This is a genomic window from Marinomonas fungiae (assembly GCF_001418205.1).
Classification (GTDB): domain Bacteria; phylum Pseudomonadota; class Gammaproteobacteria; order Pseudomonadales; family Marinomonadaceae; genus Marinomonas; species Marinomonas fungiae.
In genome coordinates, this window is the sequence record NZ_LIQF01000006.1 from 123,942 (window position 1) to 142,154 (window position 18,213).

Annotated in this window: 16 protein-coding genes; 6 read left to right on the plus strand and 10 right to left on the minus strand. The window is 47.0% G+C overall.

The window, feature by feature from the left end; genetic code table 11:
- Positions 1-73: 73 nt before the first annotated feature.
- The gene (locus ASC49_RS10745; protein ID WP_245624693.1) at positions 74-1,417 is read right to left on the minus strand and encodes a DUF3422 family protein; all 1,344 of its coding nucleotides are present in this window, start codon (positions 1,415-1,417) and stop codon (positions 74-76) included.
- 203 nt (positions 1,418-1,620) lie between these two features.
- Here ASC49_RS10745 and ASC49_RS10750 point away from each other — a divergent pair, with 203 nt between their 5' ends.
- Positions 1,621-3,120, plus strand: coding sequence for a glycosyl hydrolase family 79 N-terminal domain-containing protein (locus ASC49_RS10750; RefSeq protein ID WP_072242091.1), 1,500 nt, complete (start codon positions 1,621-1,623; stop codon positions 3,118-3,120).
- Here ASC49_RS10750 and ASC49_RS10755 read toward each other — a convergent pair.
- Entirely contained in the window at positions 3,117-4,064 is a 948-nt protein-coding gene (locus tag ASC49_RS10755; RefSeq protein WP_055463241.1) for a LysR family transcriptional regulator, read from the minus strand. The genes ASC49_RS10750 and ASC49_RS10755 overlap by 4 nt on opposite strands.
- Before the next feature lie 141 nt (positions 4,065-4,205).
- Between ASC49_RS10755 and ASC49_RS10760 the strand changes: the two genes are divergently transcribed.
- From ASC49_RS10760 to ASC49_RS10770, 3 genes are all read left to right on the plus strand, one after another.
- Positions 4,206-5,621, plus strand: coding sequence for an acetyl-CoA carboxylase biotin carboxylase subunit (locus tag ASC49_RS10760; RefSeq protein WP_055463242.1), 1,416 nt, complete (start codon positions 4,206-4,208; stop codon positions 5,619-5,621).
- Positions 5,622-5,644: 23 nt separating this feature from the next.
- A complete protein-coding gene (oadA, locus tag ASC49_RS10765; protein WP_055463243.1) occupies positions 5,645-7,453 on the plus strand; it encodes a sodium-extruding oxaloacetate decarboxylase subunit alpha in 1,809 nt (602 codons plus the stop codon).
- A 203-nt stretch (positions 7,454-7,656) separates the two neighbouring features.
- Positions 7,657-9,120, plus strand: a complete 1,464-nt coding sequence (locus ASC49_RS10770; RefSeq protein WP_055463244.1) for a diguanylate cyclase domain-containing protein — start codon at positions 7,657-7,659, stop codon at positions 9,118-9,120.
- Here ASC49_RS10770 and ASC49_RS10775 read toward each other — a convergent pair.
- The 4 genes from ASC49_RS10775 to glsB all read right to left on the minus strand — a co-directional run bounded on the left by ASC49_RS10775 (position 9,068) and on the right by glsB (position 13,276).
- Positions 9,068-9,796, minus strand: coding sequence for a response regulator (locus tag ASC49_RS10775; RefSeq protein WP_055463245.1), 729 nt, complete (start codon positions 9,794-9,796; stop codon positions 9,068-9,070). The genes ASC49_RS10770 and ASC49_RS10775 overlap by 53 nt on opposite strands.
- The gene (locus ASC49_RS10780) at positions 9,796-10,773 is read right to left on the minus strand and encodes a sensor histidine kinase (protein WP_055463246.1); all 978 of its coding nucleotides are present in this window, start codon (positions 10,771-10,773) and stop codon (positions 9,796-9,798) included. Before ASC49_RS10780 ends, ASC49_RS10775 begins: the two co-directional genes overlap by 1 nt.
- A gap of 23 nt (positions 10,774-10,796) precedes the next feature.
- Positions 10,797-12,251 carry a TrkH family potassium uptake protein gene (locus ASC49_RS10785; protein ID WP_055463247.1) on the minus strand — a complete coding sequence of 485 codons (1,455 nt, stop codon included), beginning with the start codon at positions 12,249-12,251 and terminating at the stop codon, positions 10,797-10,799.
- 116 nt (positions 12,252-12,367) lie between these two features.
- Entirely contained in the window at positions 12,368-13,276 is a 909-nt protein-coding gene (gene glsB, locus ASC49_RS10790) for a glutaminase B (RefSeq protein WP_055463248.1), read from the minus strand.
- 210 nt (positions 13,277-13,486) lie between these two features.
- Between glsB and ASC49_RS10795 the strand changes: the two genes are divergently transcribed.
- A complete protein-coding gene (locus ASC49_RS10795; RefSeq protein ID WP_055463249.1) occupies positions 13,487-14,233 on the plus strand; it encodes a siderophore-interacting protein in 747 nt (248 codons plus the stop codon).
- A 51-nt stretch (positions 14,234-14,284) separates the two neighbouring features.
- Here the strand turns inward: ASC49_RS10795 and ASC49_RS10800 are convergent, their stop codons facing one another.
- The gene (locus ASC49_RS10800) at positions 14,285-14,692 is read right to left on the minus strand and encodes a GFA family protein (protein WP_055463250.1); all 408 of its coding nucleotides are present in this window, start codon (positions 14,690-14,692) and stop codon (positions 14,285-14,287) included.
- Between the two features lie 199 nt (positions 14,693-14,891).
- Here ASC49_RS10800 and ASC49_RS10805 point away from each other — a divergent pair, with 199 nt between their 5' ends.
- Positions 14,892-15,365 (plus strand): hypothetical protein, encoded by a 474-nt coding sequence (locus ASC49_RS10805; protein ID WP_055463251.1) that lies wholly within the window; start codon positions 14,892-14,894, stop codon positions 15,363-15,365.
- On the opposite strand, the gene ASC49_RS10810 is transcribed toward ASC49_RS10805, so the two are convergent.
- The 3 genes from ASC49_RS10810 to fadA all read right to left on the minus strand — a co-directional run bounded on the left by ASC49_RS10810 (position 15,362) and on the right by fadA (position 18,198).
- On the minus strand, positions 15,362-16,498 hold the full coding sequence (locus ASC49_RS10810) for a GGDEF domain-containing protein (RefSeq protein ID WP_055463252.1): 1,137 nt from the start codon (positions 16,496-16,498) through the stop codon (positions 15,362-15,364). The genes ASC49_RS10805 and ASC49_RS10810 overlap by 4 nt on opposite strands.
- Positions 16,491-16,946 (minus strand): hypothetical protein, encoded by a 456-nt coding sequence (locus ASC49_RS10815; RefSeq protein WP_055463253.1) that lies wholly within the window; start codon positions 16,944-16,946, stop codon positions 16,491-16,493. Before ASC49_RS10815 ends, ASC49_RS10810 begins: the two co-directional genes overlap by 8 nt.
- Before the next feature lie 76 nt (positions 16,947-17,022).
- Positions 17,023-18,198: an acetyl-CoA C-acyltransferase FadA gene (gene fadA, locus ASC49_RS10820; RefSeq protein ID WP_055463254.1), complete on the minus strand. Its 1,176-nt coding sequence runs from the start codon at positions 18,196-18,198 to the stop codon at positions 17,023-17,025.
- Between the last annotated feature and the right edge of the window lie 15 nt (positions 18,199-18,213).

Here is an 18,213-nt window from a genome sequence, read left to right on the forward strand (position 1 = left end):
CTCACCACCGACGCGTCAGCGCCAATTAAACGCATGGAATACCTTAACAAATATCTCCAAGCAAAGACGACTCTTAATGCTCCCCTTCGCCAATATCCATTTGCTCTTTGGCCAGTTTTAGGAAGCGTTTATGGATACGGCGTGTGGCCCACCAAACACTGCCGATAACCAGCGGCACTGCAAGCCCCACAGCTAAACTTTTATCAATCGGCACACCTTTTTCATAGGCGGCTTCAATCAGATATTTGATCAAACCAATACTGTAGTAAGAGATCGCCGCCACCGATAGGCCTTCTACCGTGTGCTGCATCGCAAGTTGGATTTTGGAACGTCGGTCCATGGATGCCAATAAATGCTGGTTTTGCGATTGAATCGTCATGTCCACTCGAGTTCGCATCATGTCCGAAACACGGTCAATACGACGGGAGAGGTTTTCTAAATGTTCACCAGTTGCTTTAGAGGTACGTACAGCAGGGGTTAGACGGCGGGTCATAAACTCGGTAATGGTTAAGTGACCAGACACTTCATCTTCTTTTAGCTCATTAAGTCGTTTTAATACCAAATCGTGATAGGCCACCGTAGCACTAAAGCGAAAAGTCGTTGCGGCGCGGGCTGACTCAACCCAAGCGGCCATATCGATGATTTTTTCCAGTACGGCCTGCTCGTCTAATTCACCACTCGAAGCAGATAGCTGCTGGGTGAGGTCAACTAATTGTTGATCCATTTGCGCTAAATGTTGGTTGTAGAATCGCGCTAATGGCAACCCCAACAATGCCAGCAAGCGGTATGACTCCACTTCGATTAAACGTTGAACTATTCGACCTAACTGGCTGTTACTCATACCACGGTTATAGATCAACATACGACCACAACCGTCGCTGTGAATTTTGAATGTTGTCCACACCTGCGCATCACCATTTTGAGGCTGACTACCCACGAGGCGCATGCCTTCAAAATACGACTTTACTTGAGCGAGCTCGGGCTCTGGTTGGTTGGCGGCGTCTTCAATCGCCACATGAAAAGCCGATACAACGGTGCCACCAAGTGTTTGTAGCCAGTCTTTCGGTAAGCGACTTAAACCCGTGTTGGCAAATGGATCATCTAAAAAAGGCTGCCCTTGATTGACGACCGTGTAGGAGACAAATTCTAAGTGGGTTTCACGGCGGACACGTAAATCCCCAAAATCCGCTTCTAAACAGACTGAATCTTGACTAGGTGGGGTCTTATCAAAGTAGCGATAAAGCTCACAAAAATGTTCGAAATCTGCCTGTTTTCGGGCAACATCCACCATTACTGCAAGGTAGCTAATCCGCGCGGGACTTTGTATGACATGGAATGGACGAGAATGCAGCTCAGCATACAAGGCATCTCGCTGTTCGTGCATGGTCAATCCATAAGGGTTGGCAGCAGAATTCACAGGTAGCTCTCTTAATTACTTACTGGTTGTTATTAAATCAGTGTAAATCATTGGCTGTATTGAATTTCATTGCAACTATTGAAGTCGAAATCGAGCCAAATTCTGTTCACGTGATGCTGAATGGTTCTAATTAGATGGCCAAGGCAACTTCATTTGAGTGTCATATTTGCAAGGCACACTGGGTAATCACAATGGAGATTGCTATGGCCTTGAACCCGTTTCGCCGCTTGATTACGCAACGCGCGCAGTCGATCAATTTAATCAAACTTGAGCAGGAACAGCCCATCCACGAGGTGGACCCGTGTTATCTATCCTTTTCGATTGATATTTCTTTGATCATTGGCGGCCAATGGTGGGAAGGCAGCAATGGCTCTAGTCGCGGCCTTGGCACCAATCGGGTGCCACCTTTGGCACTAGAACACCCCAAGTTAAGCCTATATGTTGAGCACTTAAAACCCGCATATCTTCGTGTGGGAGGTTCGGAAGCAGACACCATTCATTACTTCTGCTCACAAGAATTGCCCCATGAAAAAGAGCCGGAGTTAAGCGAAGCCATCTGGAATCGCTTGCTGGACTTTATCAAACAGCACCAACTGAAATTTATGTTCACCTTCAAATACGGTGCCTTTGATCGTAAGCAACACGGCAAATGGAACGGCTCCGACAGTGCGGCTCTGCTGCAACATGCACTGGATCGCGGGGTGAATATCGATGTCTGCGAATTAGGCAATGAGTTAAATGCATATTGGGCATTTCATGGCCTTAGTGCCCAGCCACGTACTAAGCAATTGGTACTCGATTATCAGCGTTTTATTAACCAAGTCCGACTCCTCAGCCCGAGTAGCCGTATCGCAGGCCCAGGCAGCGCCTTCTGGCCTTATCTGGGTGAAACCATTAAATACCTTTCAAATATTACACCGGGGTTTTTGGAGCAATTGGAAGGCCAGCTCGATATTGTTGACTGGCATTATTACCCTTTTCAGAGTCAACGCTCGCCGATCCGCACCCGCACGGCACGCATTGAGAAGCTACTGGATCAACGCTCATTAGAAGATTTTGAGCGTTTTTCCGAACAACTGGAGCGCTATCGCAAACGTCATCAACCCCAAGCGGAACTTTGGACCGGTGAATCTGGCTCCGCTCAATGTGGTGGTCAACCTAAGCTATCTGACCGTTTTGCATCGAGCTTTTGGTGGGCGGATCAACTCGGGCGTGGCGCCAAACTCAGGCAAAAAGTCATGATTCGTCAGTCTTTAATTGGCGGCGACTACGGTTTGATTCAGCGTGAAAGCTTAAAACCCAATCCGGATTTTTGGGTCAGTTGGCTCTGGAAACGTTTGATGGGGCAACAGGTGTATCAAGTAAGCTGTCAGAACCCCGACTTGATCGTTTACTGCCATGGCGGCCACAAACAAAACCGTATGACCTTGTTGATTATCAACATGACTAACAAACCCCATCGTTTGAAGTTTCAGTCGTTTGGTTCACCCAAAAAGCGTTACGAAATCAGCGCTGATTCGTTGACCAGCAAAAAAGTACTGATCAACGGCGTACTCCCGAAATTTCGTAAAGGCAAAGTACGCCTCAAAGACTTCCCTAAGTTGCCCAAGCTAGACTTGGTTGCCCCTTATAGTATTAATTTCTGGACCTTTGCCGACCTTGAGTCCGAAGATGACATGTTATTTGGGGACGATGCCGTTTAGCTTTTAAAGCTAAACTTTTCGGACAAACAGGCGTCCCCTTGATCACGCAAATATTCTAAGAAAGCCTGCATTACAGGTGTGGGCTGTTTACTACTCGGATAAACAGCACACCAGCTGCGTTTGATTGGGAAGCCTTTGATCGTTGGCATAATTAACGACCCTATTTTTAGCTCAGTGATCACATTCGCCAGCGGTAATAGAGACACACCTAAGCCAGCCAGAATGGCATGTTTAATGGACTCATTAGACCCCAGTTCCAAGATAGGCTTTAACTGCAAACGATGATCCTTACAAAAGCCTTCGATTGCACCACGGGACCCTGACCCCTGCTCTCGTTGCAAAAAGCCAGCATCTAAAAACGTTTGGGGCGCGATCTCGGATATCGCCAAAATAGGATGTTCCGCTGGCACCACCGGCACCAGCAAGTTATCAAAAAATGGCTGACGACTGAGCAAGCGAGTGTCCGGCACAATTCCCGTAATAACGATGTCATCTTGGTTTTGCAGTAAACGCTCGGTAGCATTGGTACGGTTTAGTACGGTCAGGCGTACATCGACTTGCGGATACTTGTGCAGAAAGTTTTTCAACAAATACGGCAAGATAATCTCGGCGGAACTTACGACACATAGGCGAAGCTCACCTCGTAACTGGCCTTCCAGTTGGTACAAATCCATCTGCAACGTTTCGAGATCACTAAAGATCTCTCGCACCACTCGTTCAAGCTGTGCGCCCGCGGGCGTCACGTACAGTTGCTTACCCACGTAATCAAACATGGGCTGCCCAAGCGCAGCTTCTAATTGCTTCATCTGAGCACTCACTGCAGGCTGCGTTAGTCCCAGCTCTTCTGCCGCCTTGGAGTAACTTAGCTTATGAAATACCGCCTGAAACACCTGCAACTGACGAAATGTCAGCCTATTTAAAAGCTGACCGAGCGTATACACCATGACTCAACCCTATGAAATTAAATAACTTTCCCACAACTATAAGCTATTACTTATGGTTTACCAAAAAAATATCAATTATTTATTTTTGTAACTTTAGAATACTGTACCTCCCATGCTTGATTTGAGCAGATGGAGAGAATAATGCTGAAGAAAATATTGATTGCTAACCGTGGAGAGATTGCCGTTCGTATCGTTCGTGCATGTGCCGAAATGGGCATTCGCTCGGTGGCAATTTTCACAGAGCCAGATCGCCATGCCCTACATGTGAAGCGTGCCGACGAAGCTTACAGCATGGGTGAAGACCCGCTTGCGGGCTACCTCGATGCACGCCGTATCGTCAACCTAGCCGTTGAAACTGGCTGTGATGCGATTCACCCAGGTTATGGTTTCCTGTCGGAAAACTCTGAATTTGCTCGCATCTGTCAAGAACGCGGTATTACCTTTATCGGTCCTAAAGCGGACGTTATCGCCAAAATGGGTGATAAAACCCAAGCGCGTAAGAGCATGATCGCGGCAGGCGTTCCAGTGACGCCGGGCTCAGAAGACAACCTGGCTGACATCGAAGAAGCGGTTGTACTGGCGAACGGCATTGGCTACCCAATCATGCTAAAAGCGACTTCAGGTGGCGGCGGTCGTGGTATCCGTCGCTGTGACAGCGAGAAAGAGCTACGCGATCAATACCCGCGCGTGATCTCAGAAGCGACCAAAGCGTTCGGTTCAGCAGAAGTATTCCTAGAAAAATGCATTGTCGATCCTAAACACATCGAGGTACAGATCTTGGCCGACAGCCAAGGGGAAGCGATTCACCTTTACGAGCGTGACTGTTCTATCCAGCGCCGTAATCAGAAGTTGATCGAGATTGCACCAAGTCCACAGCTCACCCCTGAGCAACGCTCTTACGTGGGTGAGCTTGCAGTAAAAGCTGCAAAAGCGGTGGGCTATGAAAATGCCGGTACGGTTGAGTTCCTTGTCACAGGCAATGACATCTACTTTATGGAGATGAACACCCGTGTACAGGTTGAGCACACCATCACTGAGCAGATTACCGGTGTTGACATTGTGCGCGAGCAAATCCGTGTCGCAGCTGGTTTGCCATTGAGCTACCGCCAAGAAGACATCTCGTTCCGTGGTTATGCATTGCAGTTTCGTATTAACGCGGAAGATCCGAAAAACAACTTCTTGCCAAGCTTTGGTCGTATTACCCGTTACTACGCGCCAGGTGGCCCAGGTGTGCGTACCGATACCGCGATTTACACCGGTTACACCATCCCACCTTACTTCGACTCAATGTGTCTGAAGTTAGTGGTCTGGGCGCTGAATTGGGAAGATGCGTTGGATCGTGGAGCTCGTGCACTGGCGGATATGCGTGTGCAGGGCGTGAAAACCACCGCCAACTACTACCAAGAAATTTTGAAAAACGATGAGTTTAGAAGCGGCTTCTTTAACACCAGCTTCGTACCGAATCACCCTGAGCTATTGAATTACTCTGACAAACGCGCACCAAGTGAAATTGCCTTGGCGATCGCTGCAGCCATTGCTGCACACGCGGCAGTTTAGGAAGAGAACGAGGAGAACACCGAATGAGCAAAGTACAGGTTACAGACGTTATCTTACGCGATGCACACCAGTCTTTGATTGCGACGCGCATGCGCACTGAAGATATGCTTCCTATCTGCGACAAACTTGATGCTGTGGGCTTTTGGTCCTTGGAAGTTTGGGGTGGCGCGACTTTTGATGCCTGCGTACGCTTCCTAAAAGAAGACCCTTGGGAACGCCTACGTGCACTGCGCAAAGCATTGCCAAATACGCGCCTACAAATGCTACTGCGCGGGCAAAACCTATTGGGTTACCGCCACTATGCAGACGACGTAGTTGAAGCATTCGTTGCTAAAGCCGCTGAAAACGGCATCGATGTATTTCGTGTCTTCGATGCGCTAAACGATCTACGCAACCTTGAAACAGCGATCAAAGCGGTTAAGAAAGCAGGCAAACATGCCCAAGGTACGATCTGTTACACAACCAGCCCAGTGCACACATTGGAGCTATTTGTTGAGCAAGCCCAAGCCCTAAAAGACATGGGCGCTGACTCCATCGCCATCAAAGATATGGCTGGTCTACTGACGCCTTACGCGACTTACGATCTAGTGAAAGCAATTAAAGCAAACGTAGATCTACCGTTGTTCGTTCATAGCCATTCAACGGCTGGTTTGGCACCATTGTGTCAGCTTAAAGCCATTGAAGCCGGTGCTGAGCACATTGACACAGCGATTTCATCGTTCGCATCGGGCACAAGCCACCCTGCCACTGAATCCCAAGTTGCCGCTCTAAAAGGCACGCAATGGGACACTGGCCTTGACCTTGAATTGCTAACTGAGATCGCCGACTACTTCAAAGAAGTACGCAAGAAATACCACCAATTTGAAAGCGAGTTCACTAAAGAAGACGTTTCGGTACAGATTAACCAAGTACCGGGCGGCATGATGTCGAACTTGGCTAACCAGCTTAAAGAGCAACATGCTCTGGATCGCATTCGTGAAGTGTTTGCTGAGATCCCACGCGTCCGTGAAGATTTGGGGTTCCCTCCCCTTGTAACGCCAACTTCACAGATCGTGGGCACTCAAGCAGTATTGAACGTCCTTGCGGGTGAGCGTTACAAAACCATCACTAACGAAGTGAAACGCTACCTACAAGGCGGTTACGGTCAACCACCAGCGGCGGTAAACCCTGCCGTACGCACTAAGGCAATCGGCTCTGAGCAACCAATCGAAGGTCGCCCTGCGGATGGTCTTGGCGCAGAAATGGCACGCTTACGCAAGGACATTGGCGCTCTGGCGAAGAGTGAAGAAGACGTTTTGACTTACGCCATGTTCCAAGACATTGGTAAACAATTCCTTGAGCAACGCGAAGCTGGCACCTTAGTTCCTGAAGCGCTGGAGCCAATTGCTGTAGCGGGATCCGCTAAGGCATCCGCTTCCGTTTCAACAGAGTTCAGCATCGACGTTCACGGTGAAACTTATCAAGTGGAAATCACTGGTATCGGTGGCGACAGCGCAGGCAAGCGTCATATTTACCTAACGCTTGATGGTATGCCAGAAGAAGTATTGATTGAGTCATTAAATGAGTACGACGCAGGCTCCTCTGCTGGCGGTAAACGTGCCAAAGCGTCAGGCCCTGGCGATATTACCACGGCTATGCCCGGCAACATCGTTGACGTACTTGTTAATGTGGGTGACGAAGTCGCAGCAGGCCAAGCGGTACTGATCACCGAAGCCATGAAGATGGAAACAGAAATTCAAGCCCCAATCGCCGGCAAAGTCGCAGGCGTTTATGTGGCCAAGGGCGACCGTGTAACACCCGGTGAAACCCTCGTCGAAATAGTTCCGCACTAACTTATAGTGTGTTGTTCGTTCAGGGGGCCTTTGGCCCCCTTTTTTTATGACGTCTATCAATAGCCTCATTTGGCTAAAGTCTTGCATACCTTCTAATATAGTACTGACTCAATGGTTAAGATTATTCGAAAGCTTCTATTAATCTTTCTCGGGCTGCTGTTTAATTGATTCCTAAGAAAAGGATTGTTTATCGGAGAATCTGGATGAGCTGGCGTACCAATAAAACCAACCCTTTTTTAACTTATGCCATCCTATTATTTTTTATCTTCGATGGCGCTGCACTAGGCCTCAATATTTGGCTCACGCAACGAGTGCAGGGGCAAACCGTAGAGTTAAACTTAGCAGGCCGTCAACGCATGCTATCCCAGAAAATGGTGAAAGAATTCCTTTACGCGCCACCGGGAGCCGCTAGTAAAGAGGCTTTAGATACTCTAAGCCACACCGTTAGTCTATTTGATCGGACTTTAAGCGCATTTCGGGTTGGCGGTACGACATTAGATACCGACAATCACACAGTCACCCTAGATGCCTTTGATCAGCGCCATTATTTTAATATCGTCGAAAAAGCTTGGGGAACTTGGGTACCATTACGACAAGATTTACAACGCTACGTCCTAAACCCTAACCCCGAGCTTTTCCTGCGCATCAATAAACTCTTGGACACCCAAAGTTCATTGCTCCTTGATTACATGAACGAGCTAGCCCTCGCGATCGAAACCCAAGCGCGATATGAAACAGGGCAAATTCGCTTACTGCAAACGATTGCACTCGTATTGGGCATGCTGAATTTTATTGCCGCATTTTGGCTCTACCGCTTGCGCTTGCGAGCCTTAGAAAAAGAGCAGTCACTGATTGACTCACTACTGAATGAAATGCCAAGTGCAATGGTATTCACTGACAATCAAGGCAATCTGATCCAAGCGAACCCCAAATTCACAAAACTACTCGGCATTGATTTTGATGTAGCACAACAACATAAGATAGAGGAGCTGATTACCCCTTACCCCAATAAACAAGGCATCTGGCAACTGTCCTTTTTAGCCTCAAAACGCGCCATTGTGAAAGTAGAGAAGACCAGCGTCTACCAAGATAACCAGCACCTGATTGTCTGGCGCATTGAAGATGTCAGTGAAGAGTTTGCGGAACGCGAACAGCTCTCCAGCCTTGCCTACAAAGATCCTCTTACAGGACTGGATAATCGCATGGCCTTTGAAGAGCAGTTCAACCTGCAAAACCAGCTGGCCAGTAGTGATCAACTCTATGCTTTGATGTTTTTGGACTTAAATAACTTCAAGCAGGTTAATGACACCTTTGGTCATAACAAAGGTGACTTGATTCTTATGGAAGTGGGCTTTCGCTTAAAACAATTTGCTAACCCTCATTTCCACATTGCCCGTTATGGCGGTGATGAGTTTATTTTACTGCTACAAAATATTAGTAATGAAGAACGCGCCATCGCTAAAGCGGAACAGATCGTTGAGGCATTAAAAGCGCCCTACTATGTGGGCGGTGAAACGCTCTACATTGACGCTAGCATTGGCATTACTACCTTCACTGGCAAGCAAGCGAACACCACCAAGATTATTTCAAAAGCCGATAAAGCGATGTACAAGGCTAAGAAAAATCATGATGGCCACAGTGTGCATCTAGTTCAGTGGAATGGTTAAGGCGATATCCAACTCCGGGGGCGTTGCTGATCAGTGTCGGTGTGGCAGGGTTGGCTTCAATCTTCTGTCTTAACTGGGCAATGTGCACACGAATCTTTTCAGTGCTACCAGTAAATTGATTGCCCCACACCTCTCGTCCAATCAGGCTGTAGGTTAGCACCTTATTAGGATTCTTCACTAACAGCTCCAATAGCTTAAATTCAATCGGTGTTAAATGGATGGCGTCCTCCAAATGGTCGCTGGTCACTTGGCGAGCCTCTAAATCAATCTCTAAATGCTGCACACGATAACGTGTCGCCTCAGTCGGCGCGACCGCTCCTCCTCGCCTTAGTGCAACCCGAATACGAGCCATTAATTCCCCAGCACTAAAAGGTTTGGCCACATAATCGTCCGCACCTAAATCCAAAGCCGTGATTTTGTCAAAATCTGTATCCCTTGCCGAGATCACGATAATAGGAAACTCTACCTCTGGCTTTACCTCGCGAATAAAGTCATGGCCACTGCCATCTGGCAGCCCGAGATCAAGCAAACAAAGATCCATGACATGCTGCTTAACCAGTTGCTTAGCCTCTGCAATATGATCGCTGTGGAACACCTCAAATCCAGCCGACTCACACAAGGTTTTTAAAAAACTTTGCATGGCCAAGTCATCTTCGATAATTAGAACACGTTGCATTATTGCTCCTTCCAACGAATAACTGCTTCGAAATCATGGGAACCTTGCTGATAATAAAATGCTCCATTATGAAGCTTGGCGATGGCATCACAAATCAATAAACCCAACCCCGTACCCGAGTCGGGTCTGGCTACGCTAACTCGATCAATGCGGTTGCAGACCCTGATGCAAAATTCGCTAGCTTGCTGTTCCAAAGTAATTTGAAACGGGGCTACGCCATGCCTCGTTGCATTATCAATTAGGTTTGCAAGCGCCACTTCTAACAAGGCGCCATCCCCCTTAATGAATTCGACCTGCCGTGTCACTTGAAAAGCCTCATTTTGGCTAGCTTTAGTACGGGCGAACGCAGCACTTACCAAATCTTCACTGGGTAAATTCAACCAATCATTAGTAGTTTGTAAATCGCGAATACGACTTAGCTCCAGCATTTTATCGATTTGATTTTTGAGGATGAGACTCTGCTGGTAAATATTCGTGGCTTGTTCCCTATATTGCTCTTTAGATAAGGGAATCTGATCGTCCATAATCAAACTAGACGCCCCCATAATCGTACCAAGAGGGGTTCGCAAATCATGGCCGATAGAGCGCAACAAATTAGCTCTAATTTCTTCGCGCTCTTTTAAGCGCACAGTCGCTTGCTTTTCAAGCTCGACCAATTGATTACGCTGAGCCAGTTGCGCAATAAACACTCCAACCGCCAACATGACACCGAAGCTTACAAAATACTCAAAGTTATGTACCGCCAGCGTGTAGTAAGGTTGCACAAACAAGAAATCCACAAACACAACGCTAACTACGCTCGACAGCATGGCTTCTGCTTTACCATAGCGAAAACCACTATAAGTAACGCAAGCCACCCCAAGCAGCATGACATCACTTACAGAAATAAAGGATCGTAACGGCAAAGCCAGCAAAATAACGCCCGCAGGAATCAGCAAAGCTAACATAATTCGAGACCATTTCTTGGAGGTAGACACCCATTGACTCCTTCATCAACAGATCACTCACGCCATAGGAGTGATGTAAAAATAGCAATGACCGTAAAATACTCTAAGCGCCCTAGTATCATGGCAAAGGACATCAACCAAGTCGCGCTATCGGTTAATGGCGCAAAGTTACTGCCCAACTCACCAAAGCCCGGCCCTAACACATTCAAACAAGCAGCCACCGCACTCAAAGCACTGACAAAATCTACTCCTGTCATCATCAGCAGTAAGGTTAAGACTGTCGTCGTAATCGCCGCCAAACACATAAACGACATGACACTGTTACGGATTTGCTCGTTAATGGGACGATGTTGATAACGGATAGTAAACACACCGCTTGGGTGCACCAACTGCTTTACTTCAAGCAAAATAGACTTAAACGAAATCACATTACGCACCACCTTATTGCCACCCGCGGTGGACCCAGCACAACCGCCCACATAGCCAACCACCAATAATAAGATAGGAGCTGCCCCATGCCATTCGGTAAATCCTGCGGCACCGTAACCAGTACTAGTCATAAAAGACAGCACATGGAACGTGGCTTGAGTAATGATGGCGAAGGTGCCTTGAGCCTCATCAAACTGCCACAGCTGCTGTGCCACCATGGCAGAGAAGGCTAGCGCAATCAGTAAAAACCAACGGCATTCCTCATCCTGCCAATAAAGTGCCATTTGCCTCGCCGCCAGCACACGGTAATGCAACGAAAAGCTAATGGCTCCCAGTGCCATAAATACGCAGCAAATCCATAAAATAGTATCGCTTTGAAAATACCCCATGCTCGCATCGTGGGTCGAAAAACCACCCGTTGAAACGGTCGTAAAACTGTGGGCAATGGCATCGTAGGCACTCATACCTGCGAGCCAGTAGCAAATGGCGCACATTAGGGTAATCAGTAGATAGACATACCATAAATAACGGGCGGTTTTCTTCACTTTTGGTGTGAGCTTTTCATCCTTGACCGGACCTACCGTTTCCGCTTTGAGTAAACGCATGCCACCTATGTTTAACATCGGCAACACCGCTACCACAAAAATCACCACCCCCAGTCCCCCCATCCATTGTAAGAACTGGCGATACATTAAAAAACTTTTAGGCATGGCATCTAAGCCACTTAATATGGTTGCCCCAGTCGTCGTTAAGGCACTGACGGACTCGAAGACAGCATCCGTCCAACTGACTCCGGCCACAAAAAAAATGGGGATCGCTCCAAGAAAGCCTACAGTTATCCATGTTAGCACGGCATAGAAAATGGCTTCTTTGCTGTTGACTGAGGCAAAGCGGTAACGACGCGCACCAAAAAGAACGGCAATAGATAAAGCCATAATGACGGCCGCACTATAAAAGAATGTATGACCCATGCCATCCATAAAGAGGTAAAAGGATAGCTCTGCAAAGACCAGCTGAACCGTTCCCATCCATAGTGCTGGCAGCGCCAACAAGCGCGCCATTAAAGTCACTCGAATCATAAAGCCTCGCAAATATGATAACGAGACGATTGTACGAAGTGGAAAATTAATAAGGTGTGAAGCTTTGAGGCAAGCTGTTAAGAAACTGTAAAGCTTGCCTCACTAAAACCCCGACGTTAGTAGACCGACCAACCGATTTGTTTGGTCATAGATTCAAGCGCAGCCACACCAGCGGTAGAATTACCCACTTTATTTAAAGCGGGAGACCAAACACAAATAGAAAAGCGATTAGGCACAATCGCCACAATCCCGCCACCGACACCACTTTTTCCGGGCAAGCCAACCTGAAAGGCAAAACTGCCTGCTTCATCATACATACCACTGGTAGCCATTAATGCATTAACTTGACGGGCCTCCTGCTCGGAGATAATTTGCTCATGACTAATCGAGCAATAACCCTTGTTTGCAAGAAAATTAAAGGCTTTGGCCAGGTCAATACAGCTCATTCTCAAAGCACAGTTGGAAAAGTAACTTTTCAAGACATCGTCAACTGGGTTCTCAAAGTTGCCATAGGCTTTCATCAAGTGAGCCATCGCAGCATTGCGGTGTCTAAATTCGTACTCAGAATTTGCCACGACTTGGTCGGTCATAAGCTCTGGATTACCAGAGACACGACGCACAAACTCACGCATCGCATAGTGCGGAGAGGCAAAGCGAGATTGATTCATATCACTTACAACGAGAGCCCCGGCATTAATAAAAGGGTTTCGTGGTATACCGTGTTCGTATTCAAGCTGCACTAAGGAGTTGAATGGTAGCCCAGAAGGTTCACAGCCAACACGTTGCCACATCCCTTCGCCATAATGTTTGATCGCCAAAGTTAGACTAAACACCTTTGAAATACTTTGTATGGAAAACGGGGTTTCAGCATCGCCAATTTGAAACAATTCACCTTGGTTGCTGTAGATAGCAATGCCAAATTGATTCGGGTCTACATTGGCTAAAGCAGGTATATAGTCGGCAACCTTGCCCTGTCCAATCAATGGTTTGACATCTTCGTAAATGGTACGCAACAGTGTTTGCATGGAGAACCTTACTTTGGGGGATATGGAAATTATTATTGTGGCGACGATTTTGCCAGAATATTTGAAAAACGAAAGCTCTTACCTAAAACCTACCACTAAGCGGCTTCCTAAAAACCCTTAAGAAAAACGCAACACGCTGTTCCGTTGCTTTCGAGCCCCCCCTAATATAAATTGATATCCATTCTCAATAATAAAATTGAAGGGGAAGATATGGTGAAACCAACACCACGACCACTAAAAGTACTGCGCAAAGAGTACGTTACTAACAATATGCTGCGAGTAACGTTAGGAGGCGATGCCATGGCAGACTTCCCTAAAGACCAAGAAAGCGGCTACGTCAAACTGATGTTCCCTACTTTAGATGGCAGCCGCTTAATGCGAACTTACACCATCCGCCAGCAACGCGCTGATGAATTGGATATCGATTTTGCCATTCATGGTGATTCTGGTGTGGCTTGCCACTGGGCACTGCATTCACAACCAGGTGATGAGATCTTAGTAGGCGGACCGGGGCCTAAAAAACTGATTTCTGAAGACGCAGATTGGATGATTTTTGTGGGCGACATGACATCTTTGCCGGCGATTAGCGTTAACTTGGCTCAGTTACCAGACCAAGCACGTGGCTATGCCATTTTGGAAGTACAAAGTGAAGCTGACATTCAACCATTAGCAAAGCCTGGAGGGATTGAACTGCGTTGGATCATCAATGCTCATCCTGGAGAAGACAGCCAATCACTGCTTGAGCAAGTGAAAGCACTACCTTGGCTAGACGGCAAGGTCGCGATCTGGGCCGCCTGTGAATTCAGCTCAATGCGTACACTGCGCGCCTACTTCAAAGAGCGCGATGACTTGGAAAAAGGCAATATTTATGTATCCAGCTACTGGAAACATGGTTTGAATGAAGATCAACACAAAGTTGAAAAACGCCAAGACCTAGATGAGCACGAGGCCGCCTAACGCTTCCTCTGAATACAGCGCTTCCTGATGCAGAAGCGCCGCAAAAGGATATTAAGGCTGTTTATCGAACACCTTTACGCCGTCTGGAATCTGATACCAGCCCTGCTTTTCGCTTACCCAAGCGTGAGCGGTTGGCTGAATAATACTGGTGTCACTTAAATTGGATGGCTTAAGCTTAATCGCCTCGGGCTTTGCTGGATCATAGTGATAAATTCGATTGCCACAGGTTGGGCAAAACTTCGCAGCGGCCGTGTTACCACTTTCTGCCACTCGAGACCAATCTTTTAATTCTCCTTGAATCACCAAATCGCTGGCATCAACCATTGCAGTAATACTGAAAGCACTGGTTGACAGCTTTTGACACTCTTTACAGTGACAGGCTACAACCATTTTTGGCGCCGCCAATAATTGATAAGTGACACCGCCACATTGGCAGCTACCTGAAATTGGGTATGGCACGATATCTACTCCCTCATCGATTGGTAATGTATTCAAGTTAGCACACTGAACAAGCTTAATTTAAGGAAGGAAATGTACTCTGTCTTGAAATCTTAAAAAGGAATTCTTAAGACTTTGTAAAGCTCAAATTTGGCATTGCCTAATTCTACTAAGCTCTATTACTCTAGAAACACTGTCTCGAATAGGAATAGGTGACTCAATGAAAATCATGATTCGTAAAAAGCGCCTAGGCTCTCTGTCTTCTCTACTGGTTCTCTCTTTGATACAGCCTTCGGCTAATGCTGAAGAGAACAATACAAGCACATCCAACACACTGACTTACAATGCTCAGTTTTCTGATGAAGACCGTTCGGCCAAAAACGTTGTTTTAAAAGCGGCATACCGTTCTCATGGTAACTTCAGCACTATCTCAGAAGATGTAAAACACGTTGCATTCAAGAGCCATATTTCCCAAACATTTGAAGACTACTATACGGCTCAAAACCGACTTGAAGAAAATTTTCAAGATAAGTTTGATCAAATACTGGATGAATATGAAGAGAATTTAAAACTCGCAGCCAACACTGAGCAAACGCTGCAGGCGAAAGAGAACGCAAAAGCCGTATTAGCGGAAATCAAACAGCAGCATAAAGCGAATCAAGAAGCGCTTAAACTGAAATTTCAAATTAGCTAGGCGTCTTCTTCTCCTGCGAATTCGTCCACAACTCGATTACGCCCGTGCTTTTTGGCCACATAAAGCAATTCGTCAACTTTTTTGATAAGTTCATCGACGGAATATTCGCGCTGCTCAAGCATGTAAACACCGACACTGGTTGTTAGAATTCCCGCTGAGCTTTTCGGGTGCCGAATATTGAGGTCACGCACAGCCTGCAACATACGATCCGCTAACTCAACGACCTGCGCATGACTTTGCCCACGGTGGATGATAAAAAATTCCTCCCCCCCAAAACGAAAATGCTCAGCACAGCTCGGTAATAATTCGTTTATCGCTGCCGTTACGTCACGCAACGCCTTGTCGCCCGCCACATGACCAAAGCTATCGTTAAACTGCTTGAAGTGGTCTAAATCGTAAAATACCAAACCGATGGAATCATTATGATGATGAGGCCAATCCTTAATAAGGTTTTCTAAACTTTCATGCAAAGCCATGCGGCTATAGGTTGCGGTCAAATGGTCTGTCATTGCACGGTTTTGCCAAGCCAACTTTTCTTCTTCACTTTTATGACCGCGACGATGCTGCCGCTCTAACAGTAACCAAAGCATGATGCCGAGACCATAAACAGCCACAACACCTATATTCATCCAGTATTGATTATTGCTTGAGGCAACCAAGGCACGCTCAATGAGATTGGCTTTGAGTTCATTTTGGTTACGATTTACCAAGCTGTAACATTCAAGAATACCTGCCCAAGCATCGTACATAAAAGGCTGTATGTGCCCCTGCTCAATGTGGTTACGAATACTCAGTATGCTATCAAGGCTCACTGGCACACATTCATAACGTTCAATATAGCGCCCTATATTTAAGTAGGCATATGCCAAATCCAGCTGGGTTAATGTCTCTTCCCGTAATGCCTCCATATCACTTGGGCGTGCTTCCATCTCCTTCAGCAGAGGTAATGCATTTATGAGATAGCTTTGGGAGCGCTCAGAAAAAGCCTGATCGTATAGACCGTGATCACGATTAAAGATGGCACGCAGTGAGTCATCGAAACGCACTGTATTCAACAGCACCAAAGTAAAAACTACGACGATCGACAATAACAGCAGGCCAATATAACTCAAGGTTCGAGATGGCCTATTCATCCACAACCTCGATTCGCTTAATCATCCAGACCCAATCGTCAAACAATGAAATATTTTTAGGGTCGTGGCCACCTAAATCTGTCTCAATCAAACGCAAAGGCCCATGGTTACGAACCGTGAGCACTTCGCCATTCTCTTTTACCACCAACATGAGCTTACGTTGATCTACATTATTCAGTGTTAAGTCGTAGCCATCAAAGGCAATAAAACGCACTGACGTCGCATTGACGCCAAGTTGCTGTTTTAGAAAATCAGTGAGGATAAAGCCTTCAAAAAGAGTGGTTTGTCGCCGGAAAGGGCCGTACATTTCGTGAGTATAGTTGGCCTGCTCGACAAGCTGCGCCGTGGTAAGCGAGATTTCCTTATCTTCACTTACAAGTGTGAGTGCTGACACATGACTACTTAAAGCCATTAATCCAATACAGCAAAACACCATAATGGTTTTCATTTACGAGTAAATCCTTTTTAAGCAAGTCAGGGGCGTCCCCCTGACCTTAGTCGATCATATTATAACCACCCCAAACTTAAACCCGCTCAAAGATGGTTGCGATGCCTTGCCCCATGCCAATACACATGGTTGCCAAGCCAAATTGTACGTCTTTCGCAAGCATTTGATTCAGTAACGTAGTCGAAATCCTTGCGCCAGAGCAACCCAATGGGTGGCCCAAAGCAATAGCGCCACCGTTTAAGTTAACCTTATCGTCCATTTGGTCAAGTAACTTTAGATCTTTTAACACTGGAAGTGACTGCGCTGCAAAGGCTTCATTCACTTCGACTAAACCCATATCCTCTATAGACAAGCCTGCACGTTTCAGCGCCTTTTTCGTTGCAGGGACGGGACCATACCCCATAATCGCCGGATCACATCCCGCCACCGCCATACTTTTTACTCGAGCGATGGGCGTCAAACCAAGCTCTTGGGCCTTAGCGGCTGACATCATTAACAACGCCGAAGCGCCATCTGATAGCGCAGAAGACGACCCAGCAGTAACCGTGCCACCTTTTGGCATAAACACAGTCGGCAAGCTTGCTAACCCTTCTAAGGAAGTATCAGGGCGAATCACCTCATCCACTTCTAATAAGATTTTGTTGCCCAAACTGTCATGCCCTTCCATTGGAATCAGCTCGTTAGCAAAACGACCATTAATCGTCGCCTCGTGGGCTTTTTGATGGGACCTGAGGGCAAACTCATCTTGTGACTCGCGAGAAATACCATGCATCTTACCCAGCATTTCTGCGGTCACCCCCATCATCATGGAGGCTTTTGCCATATGCTTAGACAGCTCTGGATTGACATCCACACCATGCATCATGGGCACATGTCCCATATGCTCTACGCCCCCTACCACAAAGATATCCCCCTGCCCGACCATGATCGCTTGCGCTGCCGTATGAATCGCTGACATTGACGAGCCACATAAGCGGTTCACAGTCTGGGCGGCGGTCGTCACTGGCATACCGGCCAACAGGGCCACTGCTCGTGCCATATTAAAGCCTTGTTCTAAGGTTTGGTTTACACAGCCCCAGATTAGATCTTCAACGGCGGCAGGATCGACCGATGGATTGCGCACTAATAACGCTTTCACCAAATTCGCAGATAAATTTTCCGAGCGCACATTACGGAATGCGCCATTTTTTGATTTCCCCATCGGAGAGCGAACAGCATCCACAATAACGGCATCATTTGCATTGAAATTCATAATGAAACTCCTCTC